Below are 19,007 nucleotides of genomic sequence, written 5' to 3'. Positions count from 1 at the left end.
GTCCCCGTAAATGTCTCGGATGGAAAACGCCTTATGAAATATTCTTTAATGTAGTGTTGCACTTAATTTGACAATTCAAGATTAAAAAATTTAATAGGAGGCACTCGTAATGGAAAACAGTGCAAAAACACCACAAAAAAAGGAGAGTAAGCATTTCTGGGGATTCCCGTTTACCCACTTTACTTACTTCTTCATGTGGCAAATTATCTTTGGTTATTTAACTCTTTGGATGGAACAAGTCGGGCATATGAATGGTGCCGAAGCTGGAGTTGTGTTTTCAGCTATGGCCGGATTATCACTTTTATTCCAACCAGCATTCGGTGTTATTTCAGATAAGCTCTTATTCAAGAAGAACCTGTTATTTACAATTGCAATTGCCGCAATGCTAATTGGGCCGTACTTCCAGTGGGGATTTATGCCATTGATGCACATTAATTCAATGTTAGTTGCCATTGTAACTGGAATCTATCTTTGCTTCATCTTTAATGGTGGGGTTTCAGTTATTGAACAATATGTTCAACGGGCCAGCTTAGCTAACGGTTTTGAATATGGTCACTCACGAATGGGTGGATCATTAGCCGGAATGGTTGCTTCATTTGTTGGTGGTCAAATCTTCTTGTGGCATCCAAATTCAATCTTTTGGGCATGTACAATCTCAGCCACCATTTTGACTGGATTACTTTTATTTAGTGATAAAGTTGATATGGACAACGCTTCTGCCGCTGGTGATACTTCTAATTCACTCGACTTAAGCATGATTGGTAAAATCTTCAAATTAAAGAACTTCTGGTATCTCTCAATTTTCTACATTGGTACTTCAGCTATTTATGATGTTTTTGATCAACAATTTATCATCTTCTTCAAGTCATTCTTCAATTCAGCTGCTGCCGGAACGCAGGCATACAGTTATATGACAACTGCTCAAATTGGCTTGGAATTCTTACTGATGTTCCCAATGCCATGGATTATTAACCGGATTGGTTCACGAAATGGTTTGATTGCTTATGGTGTTATCCTGGCAATTCGGATCATCGGATCAGCATTATCACCAAGTTTGATTTGGGTTATCTTCCTACGTCTGTTAGCCGGATTCGAAATGCCTTTGGTACTGGTTTCAATTATGAAATACATTGCCGGCGCCTTCGATGTTCGAGTTTACGCCACCGTTTATGCGTTAGCGTCAAACTTTGCTAAACAAATATCAGTCTTCATCTTCTCAGCTGTTGCTGGTAATATGTATGACGCCATTGGTTTCCACCACACATACTTAATTCTTGGTGCAATCGTTGCTGTTGTAACACTCTTTGCAGCCTTTGTTCTTAAGAAGGAAAATAAGCTACAAGCTGGTGAAGTTGACGAGCAGGGTAATGCTAAGTCATAAGTAATTTAGAACTTATTTCAGTTCAATAACAATTAAATAGGGGGGGATACGGTCACGTAATGGGATCGTAGTCCCTTTTATTGTGAGGAAAATGTAAGCGCTTGATAGTCATTGAGGAGGAATTAGATGTATTCATTAGTTAAGAAATTGACCAAAGTTATCATTGGAACCGTTGGCCTTGGCGTCATTGGTTTGAGCGGAGTAGTTAGCCAACCGGCCTATGCAACGGATGGTGGTGCAAGTAGTGATAATTCGGTTATCACGGTAGCAACTAAAGATCAATTACCAGGAACTAAATCCCCAGATTTCTTGTACGGTCGGGGAATGGTGACTGAACATCAAAGTGATCCTGCATATAATGGTCGATTGTATGCAACATCTGAACACTATGTCACTGGTACACCCTCGTTTGTTATTTCGGAGAGTACTGATCACGGTGGCACATGGAAAGTGGTAGGTGAGGTTAAAGATCTTAACAAGGGAGTTGGAAATCGCTATCAACCCTTCCTATACGAATTACCTGAAAAGGTTGGCAATATGGATGAAGGAACCCTGATTTGCGCGGGTAATGCCATTCCTGGCGATCTCTCAAGTTCTTCGATTGTTTTATATAAGAGTACCGATCATGGCCGTAGTTGGTCGTATTTAAGTACGGTTGCAAATGGCGGCAAAGCAGTTATGGGGAGTACCCCCGGCCCTATTTGGGAACCATTTGTGAAAGTAATTGATCATAAATTGGTATGTTATTACTCTGACGAACGGGATCAAACTCATTACGCTCAGAAATTGGTTCATCAAGTGTCAAACGATGGTGTGAACTGGGGAAGTGTTGTTGATGATGTTGATTTCAATAATTCTGCTGCGCGCCCTGGTATGGTTACAGTGGCTCAAATGCCAAATGGAAAATACATTATGACGTATGAGGTCGTTAACTCTGGGGAATGGCGGACCAACTTTAAAATATCCGATGACGGTCTTAATTGGGATTCATCTAGTGAGGGTACAAGATTGGCTTACGGTGGTTCACCATATATTACAGTGTTACCAGATGGGACACTTGTTGCTAATACGGCTGGGCAAGGTGACTTATTTGTAAATAAAAATAATGGTACTGGTACCTGGGAAGATGTTAAGATGCCTATGGATGACGCATACTCTCGATCATTGACAGCTTTGCCAAATAATCAAGTTTTGCTAGTTAGTGGTGGTAGATTAAAAGCGCCTGATTCGACAGAAGACAATATTCTTACTTCCATGGTTTACGATCTCCCTGCTCAATATCATCGAGCAACTGTTCAATTTGCAAACCAGCCAACGTCATTAGCTGCGGGCAAAACGGCTAATTTCACCGTCAAATTATCTGACAGCAGTGCGGCTGACTTTGATATCACAACTGACGATGCCCAAGATGTTACGGTTGAAAAGCAGGCAGATGGTAGCTATCAGTTAAAAGTCAATTCAAACTTTGTTGGCCAAAAAGATGTGACCGTCACTGCAACGAAGAAGGATGATGCGTCATTTAGTGCTAACTTCAAAGTCAGCATTACTGGTCAAGCTGCACCAACACCCGATAATAACAACTCAACGAATACGGGTACGACAGGAACAATCACCACACCAAGTTCAAGTAGCCAAGCAACAACGATTAAACCAAGTACGACGCAACCAACCACAACGTCTCAACCTGCTGCGACTAAAAAGTTTAAACAGTTCAAAGTATACGCCAAGACAGGAATTCGTGTGTACAAAGGTGTTGACTTCAAACATGTCGTTAAATCATACGCCAAACATTCACGGACAAATGCCAAAACGTTTATAGTAACTGGTAAAGCCTATTCTAAGAATGGCGCTTTAAGATACAAGACAGCTGCAGGTTATATCACAGCTAACAGTAAGTATGTTGCTAACCTTTACTATCAAACAGCGCCTAAGAAAGTAACTGTTTTGGCAAAAGCTGGAACATATGAGTATACCAAACCAACCTTTAGTAAAGCTAATCGTTCGACTCACCTTAAAAAAGGAACAATTGTTAAAGTGAAGAAACTTGTTAAACAAGGATCATTAAGCAAATTTGTTTTGACTAACGGTCACTATTTAACAGCTAATAAGAAATTAATTATTGCTCAACCATAGTTAAGTGAAGAAACTTAATTGACTTAACTAGAGAGGCCGACATGCGATTTTGCATGTCGGCCTTTTGTGACCATCAAGAGTGAGCGGAGCAAAGCGATTAGGGATCGGAGTGTAAGTCTCCGCCACCAGAAATCCATGATTCTGGGATTTTTGGTGGTGGTGCTTACGCGCAGATCCCTGCTCTGCGCAGCTGTCCTATATTCAAAAATAATCCTTACCCAAAAACTTTCCGGCCATTTAGCCACGTCTCCTTGACCCTGACGTCTTTGAGTTCTTCTGCAGGAATCGAAAAGATATTTCTATCCAAAATAATAAAATCAGCTGCCATCCCCGGCTGGAGGGTACCATTGTGTTTAAAGCCGCCAATCTTTGCCGGCCAGTTTGTGTAAGCTAAGACTGCTTCCGGGACGCTAATCGACTCAGCTGGGTTCACCAGGTCGCCGTTAGCGGCTTTCCTGGTGACTGCCGCGTAAATGTTAACAAATGGACTGTCAGGCTCGGCCCACGGAGTACATGGCGCGTCCGAGCTTAGCGCGAAAGCTGCTTTAGATGCTAACATTGATCTGTCTCGATAAATCAACTTAAATTGCGCGGGTGATAAATACTGGCGATAGGATTCGTCTTCAGCAAAAAAGAAAATCGGCTGGGTGACCAATGCATAGGTCATGGTGGCCTCATTAATTTGGTGAAGCATTTGGTCACTTAAAATGGAAGCATGTTCAATTCGAATGGATGGCCGGTCTGCCAACCAGGGCGTTAATTCGCGGGTGACATCCAAGACAAGTTGAATGGCCGCGTCCCCCATAGCGTGAACTGCGACTTGAAGATGATGCTGGCGGGCGTAATCAACCGCCTGGTGAAGTTTAGCAGCGTTTGTGATGGCGACTCCAGTTTGACCATTTAGATAAGGAACTTGATTATCCGCCGTTTCACCAGAAATACTGCCGTCCATGAAAACTTTGATGCCGGCAATCCGCAGCTGCTCTTCGCTAGTCGGCTGTAAGGCTTTGTCTTCGGCGACTTCATCGTAAACGTAGTAGATGGCGGTTTTAGGTTTAAAGCCGGCTTCAACGGCGGCTTGATAGAGTTCGAGCGAATCAGTTGGCTTCTTTCGGCCCATCATTTCACCGATAGCGACGATCCCATTGGCCAAATAATGATCGGAACTGGCGACCATGTTTTCAACGTCACCAGCAAAGCTTTGGACAGACTTGGCACGGATTAATAATTGGCTGGCAGCGACTTCTTTCATGTAACCGTTTGGCCGACCATCTGCAAAATGACCAATAAAGCCACCTTTCGGATCAGACGTGTCTCGACTAATACCAGCTAATTCAAGTGCTTTGGAATTGCCAACTGAGGAGTGACAATCCGAGCGATAAATGAAAATCGGCTGGGTCGTTGAGACGTCATCCAAATCGTTAATCGTTGGTGTGCGGTGCTCGGCTAATTTAGTTTCGTCAAAGCCCCAGCCTTCAATCCAAACTTTTTCGCCCTTGCCGAATTGGGGTGACTGCCGCAAAGCCGTTTTCATTTCCGCAATACTATTAACATTGGGTGGGGTACAAGCCACGCCGTGAAGGGCATCGGCAATGTATTTGGGATGTGTATGGACGTCGATTAAGCCAGGGAGAACTGTTTGCCCGCGTAAATCGATGGCGGTTGGATCACTAACCGTGTTGGTATTGCCAATCCACGTAATTTGACCATTAGTGACCGTCATGGCTGTCGCAAAGCTTGAGGTATCCAGTCCTAGAAAGATATTGGCGTTGATAAATGTTGGCATAAACGTGGCTCCTTTGAACTTTTGATTAAATAGTAGCTGATGGCGAGCGTAGAAGCAACTTTTAGTCATGGTGGCAAAGCGTTATGATGAAAGTACGACTTTTTGAAATGGAGGTTGACGATGCAATCACTAGAATCCCATACCCTAAACGCGTTTTCAAGAAACGTTCAGCTGACGCAAAAACAGGATCAGGTTCTCCATACCATTGAAGCTTTTACTCGCGACCACCTAGAGAAGGATGATCACGCTGTGTTTGTCCTGATGGGGGATGCTGGGACTGGCAAAAGTCTCATTCTTAATCAACTATTTACTAATTTGGCTCAAAACATTACTGACGCATATTTTTTAGTGAATCATCCTGAATTACTCAAAGTATACCGGGAGTTGGCTGGTCAGACACCCCATATGCTAAAAAAATATTATCAGCGACCGACTAGTTTCATTAATAAGTTGCACAAACTTGGTAAACGGGTCAATTTAACGGTTATCGACGAGGCTCACTTGTTGTTAAGCAAACCGGATCACTACAACAACTATTATGGCAATAACCAACTTGAAGATATTATGGCGCTTAGTAACGTAACCATTGTCGTGTTTGATCCCCACCAGGTTCTGCGCACCAAGAGTTTTTGGAATAAGGAACGGTTATTAAATTTAGTTGCGCCGCATCCCCACCAGATTGTTCATCTAAAGCAGCAGTTCCGAATGCAGGCTAGCCCCCGATTAATGGACTGGCTGGATCATTTTATTGATGGCGATGTCATCCGCTCAGTTCCCGCGGATGTTGGGGATTATGACTTTAGGGCGTTTGCCGATGCTCAGCAGATGTTTCAACTAATCATCAAAAAGAATAACCGTTCTGGGCTTGCCCGAATGACGTCGACCAGTGGCTACCCATCGACACTGGATGGTGGCAAGCATTTGGTCAATGAGGGTAACTTTCACTTACCGTGGGATCAGTACAATTTCACCAGCACGCCGTGGGCTGAACAACCCCAGACGATCAATGAAGTTGGTAGTATTTATACCGTGCAGGGATTTGACCTCAATTATATTGGGATTATTATTGGACCGCCGTTTTATTTGACTGCGGATAATCGATTAGGAGTCGATCCCAGTAAGGTAACTGACGTTGAAATATTTAAGCGGCGGCCGGATATGGATAACCAAGTTTTCGAGCAAAGTAAAGAAACCCTATTGCGTAACTCGCTAAATGTGTTGTTGCGCCGCGGAATCAAAGGTATGTATCTGCACGCTCATGATCCGAAGTTAGAGGCTTATCTCGAACGAATGATCAACCAAGATCGGCTAAATCATTGACTTATTATCGACTACGAGATATAGTTACTTACATAAGTAACTAACCAAATAACAGGGGGCTAAGTCATGAAAAAGGGAACGATGATAACGTTACTCGTGATTGTTGTGCTGGCGGCTGCAGGTGGTACCTGGTATCATCATGCTTACGGAAAGACTTGGTATTATGGGCAAGTTGGCGGTATTGAACGATATGAAAAACAACCAGATGGCAATCCAACCACGTATTATTATCTGATCGATGGCTGGAATAAGGATGGCCAACATAAACGAATGGAAGTCGGTTCCGTTGGTGGTCACCGATTCGTGAAGGGCCGCTACATTAAGGTGGGCTGGTCAAGAGCCCAAAAGGTGGCAACTTACGAACAGGTTCAGAGAAATGAAATTCCCAAGAAAGCATTACAACATTTAGAATAATGACTTATTTAATCACTCAATGGCTGGCCTGAACGTAGGGCCAGCTTTTTTGACTTGATAGGCGATTTTGAATCGGTAATGGGTTATTGGGGTGATCTATTAAAAATGATCATAATCTGTCTATGTAATTAACTTATTTGTTATTGATGACATAACTTTGCAGTCAAAATAATATACACCAGCGTATTCTTTCTTGTATGATGTAATCGAAATAGAAGGGATATTCTTTGAGGTGATAGTTATGAAGGTTCACAAATTATTATTAACGACGACTTTGCTACTGGGGTCAGTGATTTTATTTAGTATGCAGAATACTGGGATAGGCGATCAGCCGATGCCAAATGTTCAAGCGGCAACCGTCGCCAATGAAGAGTCAATCAATGATGTCATGCCGAATCAGCAATTACAAAAGTTAGTATTGTATGAAATGAAGCGACAAAATATTGTGAAAAGTGATTCTGATCTCAGCCAATTTGATGCTGGGTCATTTAAGATAGCGCTTAGTAAGTTAACCAGTATTAATTGGCGGACAATTCCCGAGTATCAACGAGCTGATTATGAACCAATTGATGGTGGTAATGGGACAATTGGGCCAGCTAGCGTTAATCCTGGAAATTATTCTCTTAAGGGTTTAGAAAATGCCACTAATTTAACTGAATTGGATTTGGCGCATGATCTTGACTATGGTCGGTATTACTTTGATGACGTTAAAGACGTGACGCCGCTAAGTGGCCTAACTCAATTGGCTAATCTCAACTTGGAAGGTAATCGAATTGAGGACATCTCGCCGATTGCTGGAATGCGGTCGGTTAAGAAACTGATATTGATTTCAAATTCGATTAAGAATTTGAATGTTTTGGATCGGGATAATTATGATGAATTCCAGTATCTCGGCCAACACGTTGTTTTTCCGGTTCAGCATCTAACCGAAAATGCCTACACGTGGAAAGCACCATTCAAAGATGCGTTGCCAAAGCACGTTGCCGATCCGACCAATCATTGGGAACCATACACGTCCCAAAATATTCATATGGTAAAGAGTTCTAACTATAATGACTTGGGTGGTTATGCTGGCGAAGAAGATGAGACAGATTTCATTCAAGTTTTTAAGCCCGCCACTCAAAATATGACGCTAGATGGGGATGATGTTCACTTTGCTGATTTGGCAGAACAGGTGTCACCAGGTGAAGGAATATCACTTGCCCAACAAGGTGGTCTCGTTCCCGAATCAGGAAATGGTGGGGTCGTTGCCCCGTCAAGAGAGGCTGCCCATATTAACGGGACCTTGCTTGCTAATGAACACACATACTATATGATGGTGAAATATCGCGCTGAACCGGAGCGGGCAGGCTATTCGACTGCCGTGATGAGTTATCATTTGCCTTACGTCATCGATAAGGTTCAGGTGCAGCCAGTTACCGTTAAATACGAGGATGAGAAGGGGACCGCGATTCATGGAGTTCAGACGATTACTGGTAAATTGGGTGATTCATTTGATCTATCGAAGACCGACTATCAATTGGAAATACCTGGCTATACGTTTAAGGCGTATGATCCAATCCAGACCGGCGAGCTAACGGGACAGGCGCAAACGGTGAAATTAGTTTATACAAAAAACACGGCACCAGATGTACCCGTTGCCCCGAAGAATGAGTCGATAGATCCGCCTACTACACCAGATAAGCCGAAGACGCCAAGTGTTCCAGACCAACCTGTGATGACAGAGCCAACGTCGGAAAGGCAAACCCAAGTTGCTGCACCGGAGAACGTCGCTAAAATTCATGAGGCGGTTTATTCACTGAAGAAAATCTATTTATACCAGAATCCAACCTTTAAATCATCTGAGCGAAAAGCTGGCTATGTCCAGAAGCCACGGGTATTTCGGCCGATGTTCGTCGTTGATGGTTACGCCCATTCCAAAGACGGCAGACTGCGCTATCATGTTCGGGATGTCAATCATCAAAGCAAGACCGATGGCTGGCAGGGCTATATTACGACGCAGTTTGCCTATGTTCGCCCAGTTTATTACCACAGCAGTCATAAGACGTTAACTGCGATTAATCCCAAGGGGGTCAATGAATATACCAATAAGAATTTGACCAATAAAGTCCGAAACTTTAAACAGGGAACGGTATTGCGGGTTAAGAAATTTGTCACTCATAATCTCACGACCCGTTATCAATTAACCAACGGTCATTACGTCACTGGAAATCGAAAGTTGGTTAAAATGGGGCGACATAAGCAACCGAAGCAAGTGGTTCTAAAACAAGGGCTCAATCGCTATCGTGACGCTGATTTCACTAAGAAAAACGGTCACTTTGCTAAGGGTGACAAGATTGCTGTTAAACGATTCACGTTTAGCCATCAAGATTCAATTAAGCAGGGCGGAACTAAACGATTCGAAGTCAAAGGTGGTTTCATTTCCACTAATCCTAAATTGGTTAGAGCCTACTACAAGTAATTTATAGGTAGTCGGTGGGCTGAGATGGTCGTTATTCTTCACTTGGAATCACAACCAAAAGCCTATTAAAAAATTGGGGAAAATGATAAATCCGTGTTATTTAACGGCGAAGGGCCACCATTCCGAATGATCAGGAATGATGGCCCTTCGCCGCTAAACGCTGGGATAAACGTCAATGTTTTAGTCTTATAGTATTGATAACAAATTATTCATGACATGCAGTGCGATACTGTACCTGATATCTCTGAAATGGATGTAGGTGTATGCCAACAAACATCCTAAGGCCGAGTACAAAAGCCAATTAACGTCGAAGCTCATGTCGTGGAGAAAGCCGAATACCATGCCGCTAGCAAGGATAGCTAAAATATTATTAAGTCGGTTATCCTTGTTAAAAAAGTAATTCATAAAAATCCCCCGGCAAATAAGTTCCTCAAAGATAGGTGCCAGAAAAATTGCAAACAAATTATTCCAAAGTGGTAAATGGGTAACCGTTTCATTAATGACTTTTTGGTTTGTTGGTAAATCTAGAACATGATGGACAACCAGCCAGCCCCAAACGGACTGAACGATAAGAATAACCGCAAAAATGATGATCAGTTGACTAATGTGACTAAAAGTTGCCTTTGATCGACCAAAATGCCGTGGATTAGCGATTGTGAGCTGTTTACCGTACCGCCAGCCGATAAAGCCAAGGATTACCGCAATTAGCAATTAATAGTAACGAGATACCCAGCACCTTTCGTAACTGAACGAGGGCGGTATAGCTACTAGCAATATCAAGGCTGCCTGAGGCAAGTAAATAGATAAACAAAAAGCCAATCCACTTGATAATTTGCAGGGACTTAGTGGTGCTGTAATGAATCAATTGCGTCAGTTTCATCTATTTAAATTCGTTAACCTCAATCCGATTCTTATCTGGGTCTAAAATGGTGATTGAGTTAACTTTTCTCCTCACTTCAGTTTTGGTAGATGGTTCGTCGACGATATCGACAAAATAATTGATTAAGTGCGCCTTGATAGCTTCCATGGAATCCTTGGCGATTAAGCCAAACGAAATGGGGTTGCTAACATTGTCGACTTGTCGAAAGTCTAAGAACATCTTTCGCAGATCAGCACCCTTATCCCCATTGGGCAAATCAACGATCTGCATGTCAAATACCTCATGATAAAATCGTAGACTAACCTCTAAGTTTGATACTGGAATTGTGATATATTCAATTTCTCTAATATTCATTTAAAATTGAGGCAAAAAAACCGCCGATTTTAATCGGGAGAGGAATTGCCTCGCACCTACTTTCTTGATTTTTTAACATCCTTAAAAAATAAGTGATCGGAACAAAGTGATTAGAATCTGTCCCAAACCAATGAATATATTATATACCATTACTTGTATTCACGAGCGGTTGCATGACTTGACCATGACTTTAATTAAGAGTAACGTAATAATTTGTATGTATTCTTAGGTATTTTAGTTGAATAGTGTGCTGACAGTTGCAGTGGTATCCGAATCACTTCGATTACGTTAACGATGCGTTTTGATGGCGCTTGGTTTTACTGACGCACTGGTTTGGTCTAAACTACCTAGTCGAATGGTGCTCCGCAAAGCAGAAACTTCCACATAAGCACCTTGGCCAAAAATTCCAAAACCGGGAATTTCCGGCCAAGGAGACTTATGTTCCGATTCCTAATCGCTTTGTTACGCACACTATTAAAAAGGAGTGAATCTTTTGCCATTACTATCTGTTTCGGACCTTTCAATGAGTTTTGCGGAAAAAGATCTGTACAAAGACGCTGAATTCACGCTTGAAAAGGGTGAACACATGGGAGTTGTCGGCCAAAATGGGGTCGGTAAGTCAACGCTCATTAAGATCATCACGGGAAGCGAATTACCACTATCTGGAAATATTAAGTGGCAGAAAAATATCAAGATTGGGTATTTGGATCAGTACGCTGACGTTGAAGGTGATTTAACACTTACTCAATTCTTGCGGACCGCATTCGCTGATCTCTATAAAAAGAGTGAGCAATTAAATAAATTATACGCTGATTACGCTGACAACGGCAACGATAAGTTAATGGAACGTGCCGGTCAGCTGCAAGATGAATTAGACTCCAGTAATTTTTATGAAATTGATACCAGAATTGATCAAACAATTACTGGCTTGGGGCTTGATAACATTGGCCGGGATCACTTGGTTGGTAAGATGTCTGGTGGTCAGCGTTCTAAGATCATTTTGGCCAAAATGTTGTTAGCTGATCCAGATGTTATTTTGCTCGATGAGCCCACTAACTATTTGGATACAGCTCAAATTGATTGGTTGATTGACTATCTAAACGGTTTTTCCGGATCAGCCCTGGTGGTTTCTCATGATTATGATTTCTTAGAGAAAATTACCAATTGTATCATTAACGTTGCTTTCGGAAAGATCACGAAGTACCGCGGGAGCTTCAAACAGGCCATGCGGCAGCGAGCAGAGAGAGAAGAATTTCAACAGCGGGAGTACGATAAGCAACAGGTTGAAATTGATAAGGCTGAACGCTTTATTCGGAAAAACAAGGCTGGCTCTAAGGCAACGATGGCGAAATCACGTGAGAAAAAGCTAGCGCATATGGATAAAATTGATCCGCCTTCAACGAACATTAAGGCAAGTTTCAACTTTCCTTATGAGGAAACCGGCTCTCACGAAGCTTTGACGGTTGATCACCTTTCCGTTGGGTATAATAAGCCGCTTTTGAAGCCGGTGACTTTCACAATTTCAATGGGTGAAAAGTTCGGCTTTGCTGGGTTTAACGGGGTTGGTAAGTCAACCTTGATTAAGACGATTCTCGGCCAATTAACCGCAAAAGGTGGAACGGCGAAATTTTCACCATCATCAAAGATTGGCTACTTCAGCCAGGAGCTTTCCTGGGACAATAACCGGATGACGCCGATGCAAATTATTTCAAACAAGTTCACCAAACTCAATCAAAAAACAATTCGGACCAAGCTTGCGAAGTGTGGCCTCGATTCCGCTAATGCAATGAAGCCAATCGGCCAACTTTCTGGTGGTGAACAGACCAAGGTTAAATTGGCGATGATGGAATTTACACCGTCTAACTTCCTCATTATGGATGAGCCAACCAACCATTTGGATGAAGAGACTAAGGAAGCCTTGAAGCGCGCATTGGATCGTTTTCCGGGTAACTTAATCATCGTGAGTCATGAGGATAGTTTTTATGATGGCTTGGTTGATAAGGTGCTTAACGTTGAGAAGCTGAGTTTAAAGGAACAACCAGTGATTAGAGAAGAACCTTAAAAGTAAATTTTGATTTCAAAGCTTGGCATTCTTGGGATGCTGGGCTTTTTTACGTGCAAATGATGATTCAAGCCTCAAAAAGTGGCTTGACATATTATTTCGAGGTGGTATCCTTGCAGCATCAACAAATTAAAAAATAATAATAAATATGAAGTTATGATTAGAAAAGTAATTGTTCATTTCACATAAAGAGAGCCCTGTTAGGACAGCTGTGCCAGGCAGAAACCTACACATAAGCACCTCAATCAAAAATTCCAAGTCCGGGAATTTCCGCTTGAGGAGACTTATCTTCCGGTTTCTAACCGCCTGGCTCCGCTCACTATGTTAGGACAGCTGTGCAAAGCAGAAGCTTGCACCTAAGCCGTCTCGACCAAAAATCCAAAACCAGGATTTCCGGTCAAGACAACTTAGGCGCCAGCTTCTAACCGCTTTGCTCCGCTCACTATTTGATGAGAAGGGGTTGTGGTGAATGATGAAAACACATCTATGAACTGAGTGATTGAATTAAGTAGGTTACTCCGCTAGTCAGCGTTACCACGGCTACTGTGACTGTTCTCCATTTTAATGGACGACTAGTTATGAGCAGCGTAAGGTCGTTTCATCGTGAGGTGGCGACAAAGATGAGGTGGAACCGCGACAGATCGTCCTCAGATATTACTATACGTAATGTCTGGGGATTTTTTTATTGAGTGAGCGGATTGCAACGGGTGATGCGGTATCTAAGGTGCTTTAGGCTGAAAGCCCGGGCTTGGGTTTTAGTCTGAAGTTCCTTAGATGTTAACATCAGTTGCAAGGAGCTGTCCTAATTAAATTCTAATTATAACCAGCATATTTACAGAAATGGAGAGTGGCACACATGCAAATTATTGAAGATTCATTAGACAACTTATTGAAACAGGTAGCGATTCGAACTAACAAGGTAGCCAACCGAGCTGAGGTTGAAAAAGCAGTTGACGATATTATTGCCAACGTCATTGAAAATGGTGATCAAGCGCTGAAGGATTACGAGAAGAAATTTGACGGTATTGACCTCAAAAACCTGCGCGTCAGTCAACAAGAAATTGATGATGCCTATGCCCAAACTGATCAAAAGGTGATTGATGCGTTGAAGCTGGCTAAGGCTAACATCACTTCATTCCAACAAATGGAGGTTGAAGAAAGCTTTATTGACGCCAAGAAGAAAGGCGTCATTCGTGGGGAAAAGATTCAACCGCTGGCTGCCGTTGGCTTGTACGTTCCCGGTGGGACGGCTGCTTATCCTTCATCCATTCTGATGAACGTGATTCCCGCCAAAATTGCTGGAGTTGGCCGGATTGTGATGGTGACGCCACCTCAAAAGGATGGTTTGAGCAAAGCCGTTTTAGCCGCTGCCAAGATTGCCGGCGTTGATGAAATTTATACGGTTGGTGGCGCTCAAGCGATTGCTGCATTGGCCTATGGTACCGAAACAGTTCCCCGGGTTGATAAAATTACCGGTCCTGGCAATGTCTTTGTGGCAACTGCGAAAAAGAAGGTCTTCGGTCAAGTCGATATCGATATGATCGCTGGTCCATCTGAAATTGGCGTGATTGCCAGTTCCCAGTCAGTACCCAGCCAAGTAGCGGCAGACCTGCTGTCACAAGCTGAACATGATAAGTTGGCTCGGCCAATGTTGATTACGGATGATCGGCAGTTAGCCGACGCCGTCAACAAAGAATTGGCGCGCCAAGTTGCGTTATTGCCTCGCCAAGAAATTGCCCAGGCTGCCATGGATAATGAAGGCTTTATCGCAGTCGTTGATGATATTGATGATGCCTTCACCCTGATGAACGCTGTTGCGCCAGAACATTTGGAAGTTCAACTCCCAGATGCCATCGAATATCTAAATCAAATTAAGAACGCCGGATCAGTCTTCCTAGGCTTCTCAGCTTCAGAACCACTTGGTGACTATCTTGCCGGTCCTAACCACATTTTGCCAACGGGTGGTACGGCACGATTCTTCTCACCATTGGGTGTCCAAGATTTCGTGAAACGGACACAGTTTGTTTCCTATACAAGAGAAGCCTTGGCAAAGGAAAAGGATGCTATTACAACGCTGGCAAGGGTTGAGGGCTTGGAAGCCCACGCTAGAGCGATTGAAAGTCGTTTTGAAGAAAAGTGAGCGGATCAAAGCGGTTAGAAAGCGGAGTGTAAGTGTCCTCGGAGAGAAATTTCCGGTTTTGAAATTTTTCTCCGAGGTCCTTACATGTAGCTTTCTGCTTTGAGGAGCTGTCCTAAGAAAAGTGAGCGGATCCAGGTTGTTGCCTGGAGGAGCTGTCTTAAGAAAGTGAGCGAACTAAAGCGGTTAGAAGTCGGAGTGTAAGCCTCTAGTGAGAGGAATTCCCAATTCTGGAATTTTTCTCGGTGGTGCTTACATGCAGACTTCTGCTTTACGGAGCCGTCCTAATCACAAAAACAATCCATTCCACACAACAAATGATAACCGAAACAAGGAGCATTGCTTATGAAGAAAATTGCAACAAATAAATTAACTTTGATGAGCGTCATGTTGATGATCTTTACCTCAACCTTTGCCTTTGATAATACGTCGATCGCTTATTACACAATGGGTTACGCCGGCATTATCTGGTATGTCTTGGCTGCATTGTTGTTCTTCGTGCCCTCATCACTGATGTTTTCAGAATACGGGGCATCTTTGCGGAACGAAGCCGGTGGCGTGTTCTCCTGGTTATCCAATTCGCTGGGGACTAAATGGGCGTTTGTTGGTGGCTTCGTTTGGATTGCCTCATGGATCATCTTGATTGTGTCGACCGTTTCTAAAATTTGGATCATGCTGTCTACCACGATTAGTGGCTCAGATCAAACTGGCCAGTGGCGCTTCGGCGGGCTGGATTCCACCGAAACAATCGGCATCTTGAGCATCGCGTTTTTCTGCATCGTGACCTTTGTCGCCACTAAGGGGCTCACCAAAGTCGCTAAATTAGCAGCCGTTGGTGGAATTGCCGCCGTTGTCTTGACAATCTTCTTCTGTATCGCCAGTCTGATATTGTTGAGCATGAACGGGTTTCAACTCGCAGAACCGATGAACTTGCCAACTAGTTTGTTAAAGTCACCAAGATCAAGTTACCAATCATTGAGCTCAATCGTGTCGTTCCTGGTATTTGCAATTTATGCCTACGCCGGGATTGAAGCCATGGGCGGTGTGTCCGATAAGATGAAAAATGCCAAACGGAACTTCCCATTGGCCATGGCATTGGGTGCGTTTTTAATCACCATGATTTATGCACTATTTATCTTTCTGTGGGGCGCTTCCGCCAATTGGTCAAAAGTGTTCGATGGCTCAGGAGTTAATTTAGGAAATACGACTTATGTTTTAATGAGCAACTTGGGCTATAGTTTAGGTCAGCAGTTCTCGCTTGGTACCGCTGGATCGCAAACCCTGAGTTTCTGGTTCTCCCGGTTTGGATCGTTCACCATGCTGATCAGTTATCTGGGATCATTCTTCGTGATCGTTTATATGCCGATTAAGTCATTCATTTTAGGAACGCCAAAGCAGTTGTGGCCAAAGGCATTACCAAAGTTAAATGCATACGGGATGCCTGCTAACGCAATGTGGATGCAGGCCGGCGTGGTCAGTGCCTTGATCGCGATGACCTCATTTGGTGGCAAATCCGCCGTTGATTTCTATAATGTTTTGACGCTGATGGATAACTTATCATCGACGTTACCATATCTATTCTTGGTTACCGCATTTCCATTCTTCAAGGCCAATCTGTCATTGGAAAAACCGTTTGTGATTTACAAACGCAAATGGGTCTACATGACGGTGACCGTTGTGGTGGATCTCCTGTTGATGATCGGTGTGTTCTCAACGGCCATTTCCGCAATTTCTGAAGGGCAGTATTGGGATTTGACGCTTGAATTGATCGGACCGTTCTTCTTCGGAATGGTCGGTTATGTCTTGTTCAGATTGTACGAGCGAAGAAGTCAACTGTTGTCGCAGAACCCGGATGTGCCAGAAGGGTTGACGAAGTGAGTTTGATAAATTCAAAAAGTGCGAAAAGAGGAGTCGAGGGGCTTCGCTTTTGTTTTACTAAAGGTTCGATTTAAGCCAACAAAAATCGCTACAATTTCTCGAACATATCGATATTGAGATGGCTAGGGTAAGGGATCCAGAAGTATTTATCAAAAATACTTAATGAGTGAGAAATGATCAGGTATTTTGAATGCAAAAGGAGCATCTGGCTGTCTTCATCAAGTCAGGTGCTCCTTCTTTACATCACTGATTCAGTTTTGCTTTCAGTGCGTCTGTAAGTAACGCACTAAAATTAATGTTTTTCTGTTCGGCCATTCGAGCGAGGTCACCAGGGATGGTGGTGTTCTTTTTGACCGTTGGTTCACGAACGGTTCGTTTAATTTCATCTAAGTCAGTCGCAATCCAATTAATAATTGTTCCAGGTTCATCTGGTTTAATGGATTCGAGATCGCTGGGCTTTGGTAACTCTTTTTCGTCGTATAATATCAATCCTAAGGCTTCACTACCGTTTGAAATGGCCTCAGCAATGCCATTTCCTTGAGAAATTGCGCCGGGGACATCGGGAAAGATGACTGTATACGTTCCTTTATCAGGGATGAGTTCTGCTGGGTAAGCAACAATTCGTTTTTTCATGGAGAAACCTCCTGTAATGATTTTCATAATTACTTAATACCTGCCTGACGTTTGATGTAGTGGTACGTGGAAAGGCTGACTTCTTGCTTCAAGCGTGAGTACGGGACTGTTACCTTATGTCCATATTGATCAACAAAACGATGATGATCGCCTTTTATTCTATCTTCAACAAATCCTTGAGCAGACAACATCTCAAGAACCTGTTTAACTGTAACTTTCATTCTTCTCCTCCAACTATCTGTATTATACGTATCGATACGTATGAAAGCAAGCGAAATGGGGACACTTACTTTATATAAATACAAATACGTAAATACTACGAGAAGATTTTATGTTGGTTGGTATTCTATTTGTAAATGGTGAGTAGTGCTCTGAAAAACCGGTGTTAGATACATAAGAGCTCCTGAACTAAAACCAGTTCTACTTTCGGGAATTTCTCCGTTATATTGAGTAAATGCACTCCGACAGCCCTGACGCCTGCTTTCTCCATTACATAGATTAGTAGTGCTCCAAAAAACTGACGCTTAACTATATAAAACCTTCCAACTCAAATCCCCAAAACCGGGATTGAAGTTGAAAGGCTTTATATAGACGCGTCAAAGCGTTTTTCTCCGCACGCTTACTTGTTAAACGTTCCCGCCTCAACCTCGCGGATAAACGTTGCCAGATGGTCGTAATAGACATCTGGGTTGTCAATCATGTGGTGGTGGCCACCTTCTGGGGTTGATACGAACTTAGCATTTGGAATCATTTCTGCCATTCGTTTTCCAGTTGCCACTGGCATGGTTTCATGTTCACCAAATGTGACCAGCGTTGGGACCTTGATATCCTTCAAGTGGTCGGTGAAGTTCCATTCTGCCAATTTCCCGGTGATAACAAACTCGTTATCACCTTGGAAAGCACCATAGATATCGGTGTTGGTGACATCAATCAAATGCGACAACTTAGAAGGTTGTTTCCGATCAATGTAGCCCTTATTCAAAATATCAACGTATGACTGATACTTGTCATTGTCATAATCGTTGGCGGCTTCGCACTTCTTCATGTAGGCCACTTGGTCAGGGGTCAAGGCAGTTTCTCGAACCTTTTCCAAGTTTTCGGTGTAATCATCGATCCGGTCGACCATTGAGGAAACAATGGCTCCCTTCAAGTGTTTGCCATATTTAGCTGCATATTCTTGAACTAATAAGCCGCCCCATGATTGACCAATCAAATAGAAATCATCCAAGCCTAATTTGTCACGAACTTCGTCAACTTCATCCAAAAAGTAATCGTAGTTCAAAATATCCTTACGCACTTGGGGATCGCTAAAGTCAGGGCTGTCTGAATACCATGAACCCAATTGATCGTACATGGTTACTTGGACGTTAAGGCCTTGCTTAGCCAATTGTTTGGCAGCATCTTCCCAATATTCATGTTCACCGCCAGGGCCACCATGCAGTGCCAGCAAATGAATGTCGCCAGTGCCTTGCGTGTTGGTCCATAAATGATAACCGTTATCCAGGGTAATGATCTTTGTTCCTGTTCGCATGTAATCACCAATCCTTAATTCGTATTTGTAATCATAA

15 protein-coding genes are annotated in these 19,007 nt (G+C 43.0%); 8 read left to right on the top strand and 7 right to left on the bottom strand.

What is annotated here, in order from left to right; translation table 11 throughout:
• The first annotated feature begins 109 nt into the window (after positions 1-109).
• Together KTE19_RS01595 and KTE19_RS01590 are read left to right on the top strand one after the other, a co-directional pair.
• The gene (locus tag KTE19_RS01595) at positions 110-1,381 is read left to right on the top strand and encodes an oligosaccharide MFS transporter (RefSeq protein ID WP_217341459.1); all 1,272 of its coding nucleotides are present in this window, start codon (positions 110-112) and stop codon (positions 1,379-1,381) included.
• A gap of 126 nt (positions 1,382-1,507) precedes the next feature.
• Positions 1,508-3,514, top strand: coding sequence for a DUF5776 domain-containing protein (locus KTE19_RS01590; RefSeq protein WP_173667720.1), 2,007 nt, complete (start codon positions 1,508-1,510; stop codon positions 3,512-3,514).
• Between the two features lie 214 nt (positions 3,515-3,728).
• Here the strand turns inward: KTE19_RS01590 and KTE19_RS01585 are convergent, their stop codons facing one another.
• Positions 3,729-5,300, bottom strand: a complete 1,572-nt coding sequence (locus tag KTE19_RS01585) for an amidohydrolase (protein ID WP_217341458.1) — start codon at positions 5,298-5,300, stop codon at positions 3,729-3,731.
• Between the two features lie 120 nt (positions 5,301-5,420).
• Between KTE19_RS01585 and KTE19_RS01580 the strand changes: the two genes are divergently transcribed.
• The 3 genes from KTE19_RS01580 to KTE19_RS01570 all read left to right on the top strand — a co-directional run bounded on the left by KTE19_RS01580 (position 5,421) and on the right by KTE19_RS01570 (position 9,495).
• Complete coding sequence (locus KTE19_RS01580; protein ID WP_217341457.1) at positions 5,421-6,620, top strand: DUF2075 domain-containing protein; 1,200 nt, start codon at positions 5,421-5,423, stop codon at positions 6,618-6,620.
• Positions 6,621-6,686: 66 nt separating this feature from the next.
• On the top strand, positions 6,687-7,034 hold the full coding sequence (locus KTE19_RS01575) for a YxeA family protein (RefSeq protein WP_217341456.1): 348 nt from the start codon (positions 6,687-6,689) through the stop codon (positions 7,032-7,034).
• Positions 7,035-7,275: 241 nt separating this feature from the next.
• A complete protein-coding gene (locus KTE19_RS01570; protein ID WP_217341455.1) occupies positions 7,276-9,495 on the top strand; it encodes a DUF5776 domain-containing protein in 2,220 nt (739 codons plus the stop codon).
• Between the two features lie 186 nt (positions 9,496-9,681).
• Here KTE19_RS01570 and KTE19_RS01565 read toward each other — a convergent pair whose 3' ends face one another.
• Genes KTE19_RS01565 through KTE19_RS01560 form a run of 3 tightly spaced genes read right to left on the bottom strand, consistent with a single transcriptional unit; the run spans position 9,682 to position 10,729 of the window.
• Positions 9,682-10,206 (bottom strand): CPBP family intramembrane glutamic endopeptidase, encoded by a 525-nt coding sequence (locus KTE19_RS01565; protein WP_249778485.1) that lies wholly within the window; start codon positions 10,204-10,206, stop codon positions 9,682-9,684.
• Positions 10,160-10,375 carry a hypothetical protein gene (locus tag KTE19_RS13890; protein WP_249778484.1) on the bottom strand — a complete coding sequence of 72 codons (216 nt, stop codon included), beginning with the start codon at positions 10,373-10,375 and terminating at the stop codon, positions 10,160-10,162. Before KTE19_RS13890 ends, KTE19_RS01565 begins: the two co-directional genes overlap by 47 nt.
• Entirely contained in the window at positions 10,376-10,729 is a 354-nt protein-coding gene (locus tag KTE19_RS01560; RefSeq protein WP_217164597.1) for a VOC family protein, read from the bottom strand. It abuts the gene before it with no gap.
• A 523-nt stretch (positions 10,730-11,252) separates the two neighbouring features.
• Between KTE19_RS01560 and abc-f the strand changes: the two genes are divergently transcribed.
• The 3 genes from abc-f (at position 11,253) to yjeM (ending at position 16,806) form a co-directional block, all read left to right on the top strand.
• Positions 11,253-12,791 carry a ribosomal protection-like ABC-F family protein gene (gene abc-f, locus KTE19_RS01555; RefSeq protein ID WP_217164150.1) on the top strand — a complete coding sequence of 513 codons (1,539 nt, stop codon included), beginning with the start codon at positions 11,253-11,255 and terminating at the stop codon, positions 12,789-12,791.
• Positions 12,792-13,647: 856 nt separating this feature from the next.
• Complete coding sequence (gene hisD, locus KTE19_RS01550) at positions 13,648-14,931, top strand: histidinol dehydrogenase (protein ID WP_217164120.1); 1,284 nt, start codon at positions 13,648-13,650, stop codon at positions 14,929-14,931.
• 342 nt (positions 14,932-15,273) lie between these two features.
• Positions 15,274-16,806: a glutamate/gamma-aminobutyrate family transporter YjeM gene (gene yjeM, locus KTE19_RS01545; RefSeq protein WP_217341454.1), complete on the top strand. Its 1,533-nt coding sequence runs from the start codon at positions 15,274-15,276 to the stop codon at positions 16,804-16,806.
• Positions 16,807-17,049: 243 nt separating this feature from the next.
• Here the strand turns inward: yjeM and KTE19_RS01540 are convergent, their stop codons facing one another.
• The 3 genes from KTE19_RS01540 to KTE19_RS01530 form a co-directional block, all read right to left on the bottom strand.
• Positions 17,050-17,439: a type II toxin-antitoxin system HicB family antitoxin gene (locus KTE19_RS01540; protein WP_249778471.1), complete on the bottom strand. Its 390-nt coding sequence runs from the start codon at positions 17,437-17,439 to the stop codon at positions 17,050-17,052.
• A gap of 29 nt (positions 17,440-17,468) precedes the next feature.
• Positions 17,469-17,660, bottom strand: coding sequence for a type II toxin-antitoxin system HicA family toxin (locus KTE19_RS01535; protein ID WP_217164126.1), 192 nt, complete (start codon positions 17,658-17,660; stop codon positions 17,469-17,471).
• 398 nt (positions 17,661-18,058) lie between these two features.
• Positions 18,059-18,970, bottom strand: a complete 912-nt coding sequence (locus KTE19_RS01530; protein ID WP_217341453.1) for a proline iminopeptidase-family hydrolase — start codon at positions 18,968-18,970, stop codon at positions 18,059-18,061.
• Positions 18,971-19,007: the final 37 nt, after the last annotated feature.

Source organism: Lentilactobacillus dabitei (assembly GCF_019061365.1).
Classification (GTDB): domain Bacteria; phylum Bacillota; class Bacilli; order Lactobacillales; family Lactobacillaceae; genus Lentilactobacillus; species Lentilactobacillus dabitei.
This window is presented reverse-complemented; position numbering and strand designations above follow the sequence as displayed.

Excerpts from the sequence above, each read along its gene's own strand:
- KTE19_RS01540 (WP_249778471.1), bottom strand. The coding sequence starts at position 17,439 with ATGAAAAAACGAATTGTTGCTTACCCAGCAGAACTCATCCCTGATAAA.
- abc-f (WP_217164150.1), top strand. The coding sequence starts at position 11,253 with ATGAGTTTTGCGGAAAAAGATCTGTACAAAGACGCTGAATTCACGCTT.
- KTE19_RS01580 (WP_217341457.1), top strand. The coding sequence starts at position 5,421 with ATGCAATCACTAGAATCCCATACCCTAAACGCGTTTTCAAGAAACGTT.
- KTE19_RS01590 (WP_173667720.1), top strand. The coding sequence starts at position 1,508 with ATGTATTCATTAGTTAAGAAATTGACCAAAGTTATCATTGGAACCGTT.
- KTE19_RS01585 (WP_217341458.1), bottom strand. The coding sequence starts at position 5,300 with ATGCCAACATTTATCAACGCCAATATCTTTCTAGGACTGGATACCTCA.
- KTE19_RS01575 (WP_217341456.1), top strand. The coding sequence starts at position 6,687 with ATGAAAAAGGGAACGATGATAACGTTACTCGTGATTGTTGTGCTGGCG.
- KTE19_RS01570 (WP_217341455.1), top strand. The coding sequence starts at position 7,276 with ATGAAGGTTCACAAATTATTATTAACGACGACTTTGCTACTGGGGTCA.
- KTE19_RS01530 (WP_217341453.1), bottom strand. The coding sequence starts at position 18,970 with ATGCGAACAGGAACAAAGATCATTACCCTGGATAACGGTTATCATTTA.
- KTE19_RS13890 (WP_249778484.1), bottom strand. The coding sequence starts at position 10,375 with ATGAAACTGACGCAATTGATTCATTACAGCACCACTAAGTCCCTGCAA.
- yjeM (WP_217341454.1), top strand. The coding sequence starts at position 15,274 with ATGAAGAAAATTGCAACAAATAAATTAACTTTGATGAGCGTCATGTTG.
- KTE19_RS01535 (WP_217164126.1), bottom strand. The coding sequence starts at position 17,660 with ATGAAAGTTACAGTTAAACAGGTTCTTGAGATGTTGTCTGCTCAAGGA.
- KTE19_RS01560 (WP_217164597.1), bottom strand. The coding sequence starts at position 10,729 with ATGAATATTAGAGAAATTGAATATATCACAATTCCAGTATCAAACTTA.
- KTE19_RS01595 (WP_217341459.1), top strand. The coding sequence starts at position 110 with ATGGAAAACAGTGCAAAAACACCACAAAAAAAGGAGAGTAAGCATTTC.
- hisD (WP_217164120.1), top strand. The coding sequence starts at position 13,648 with ATGCAAATTATTGAAGATTCATTAGACAACTTATTGAAACAGGTAGCG.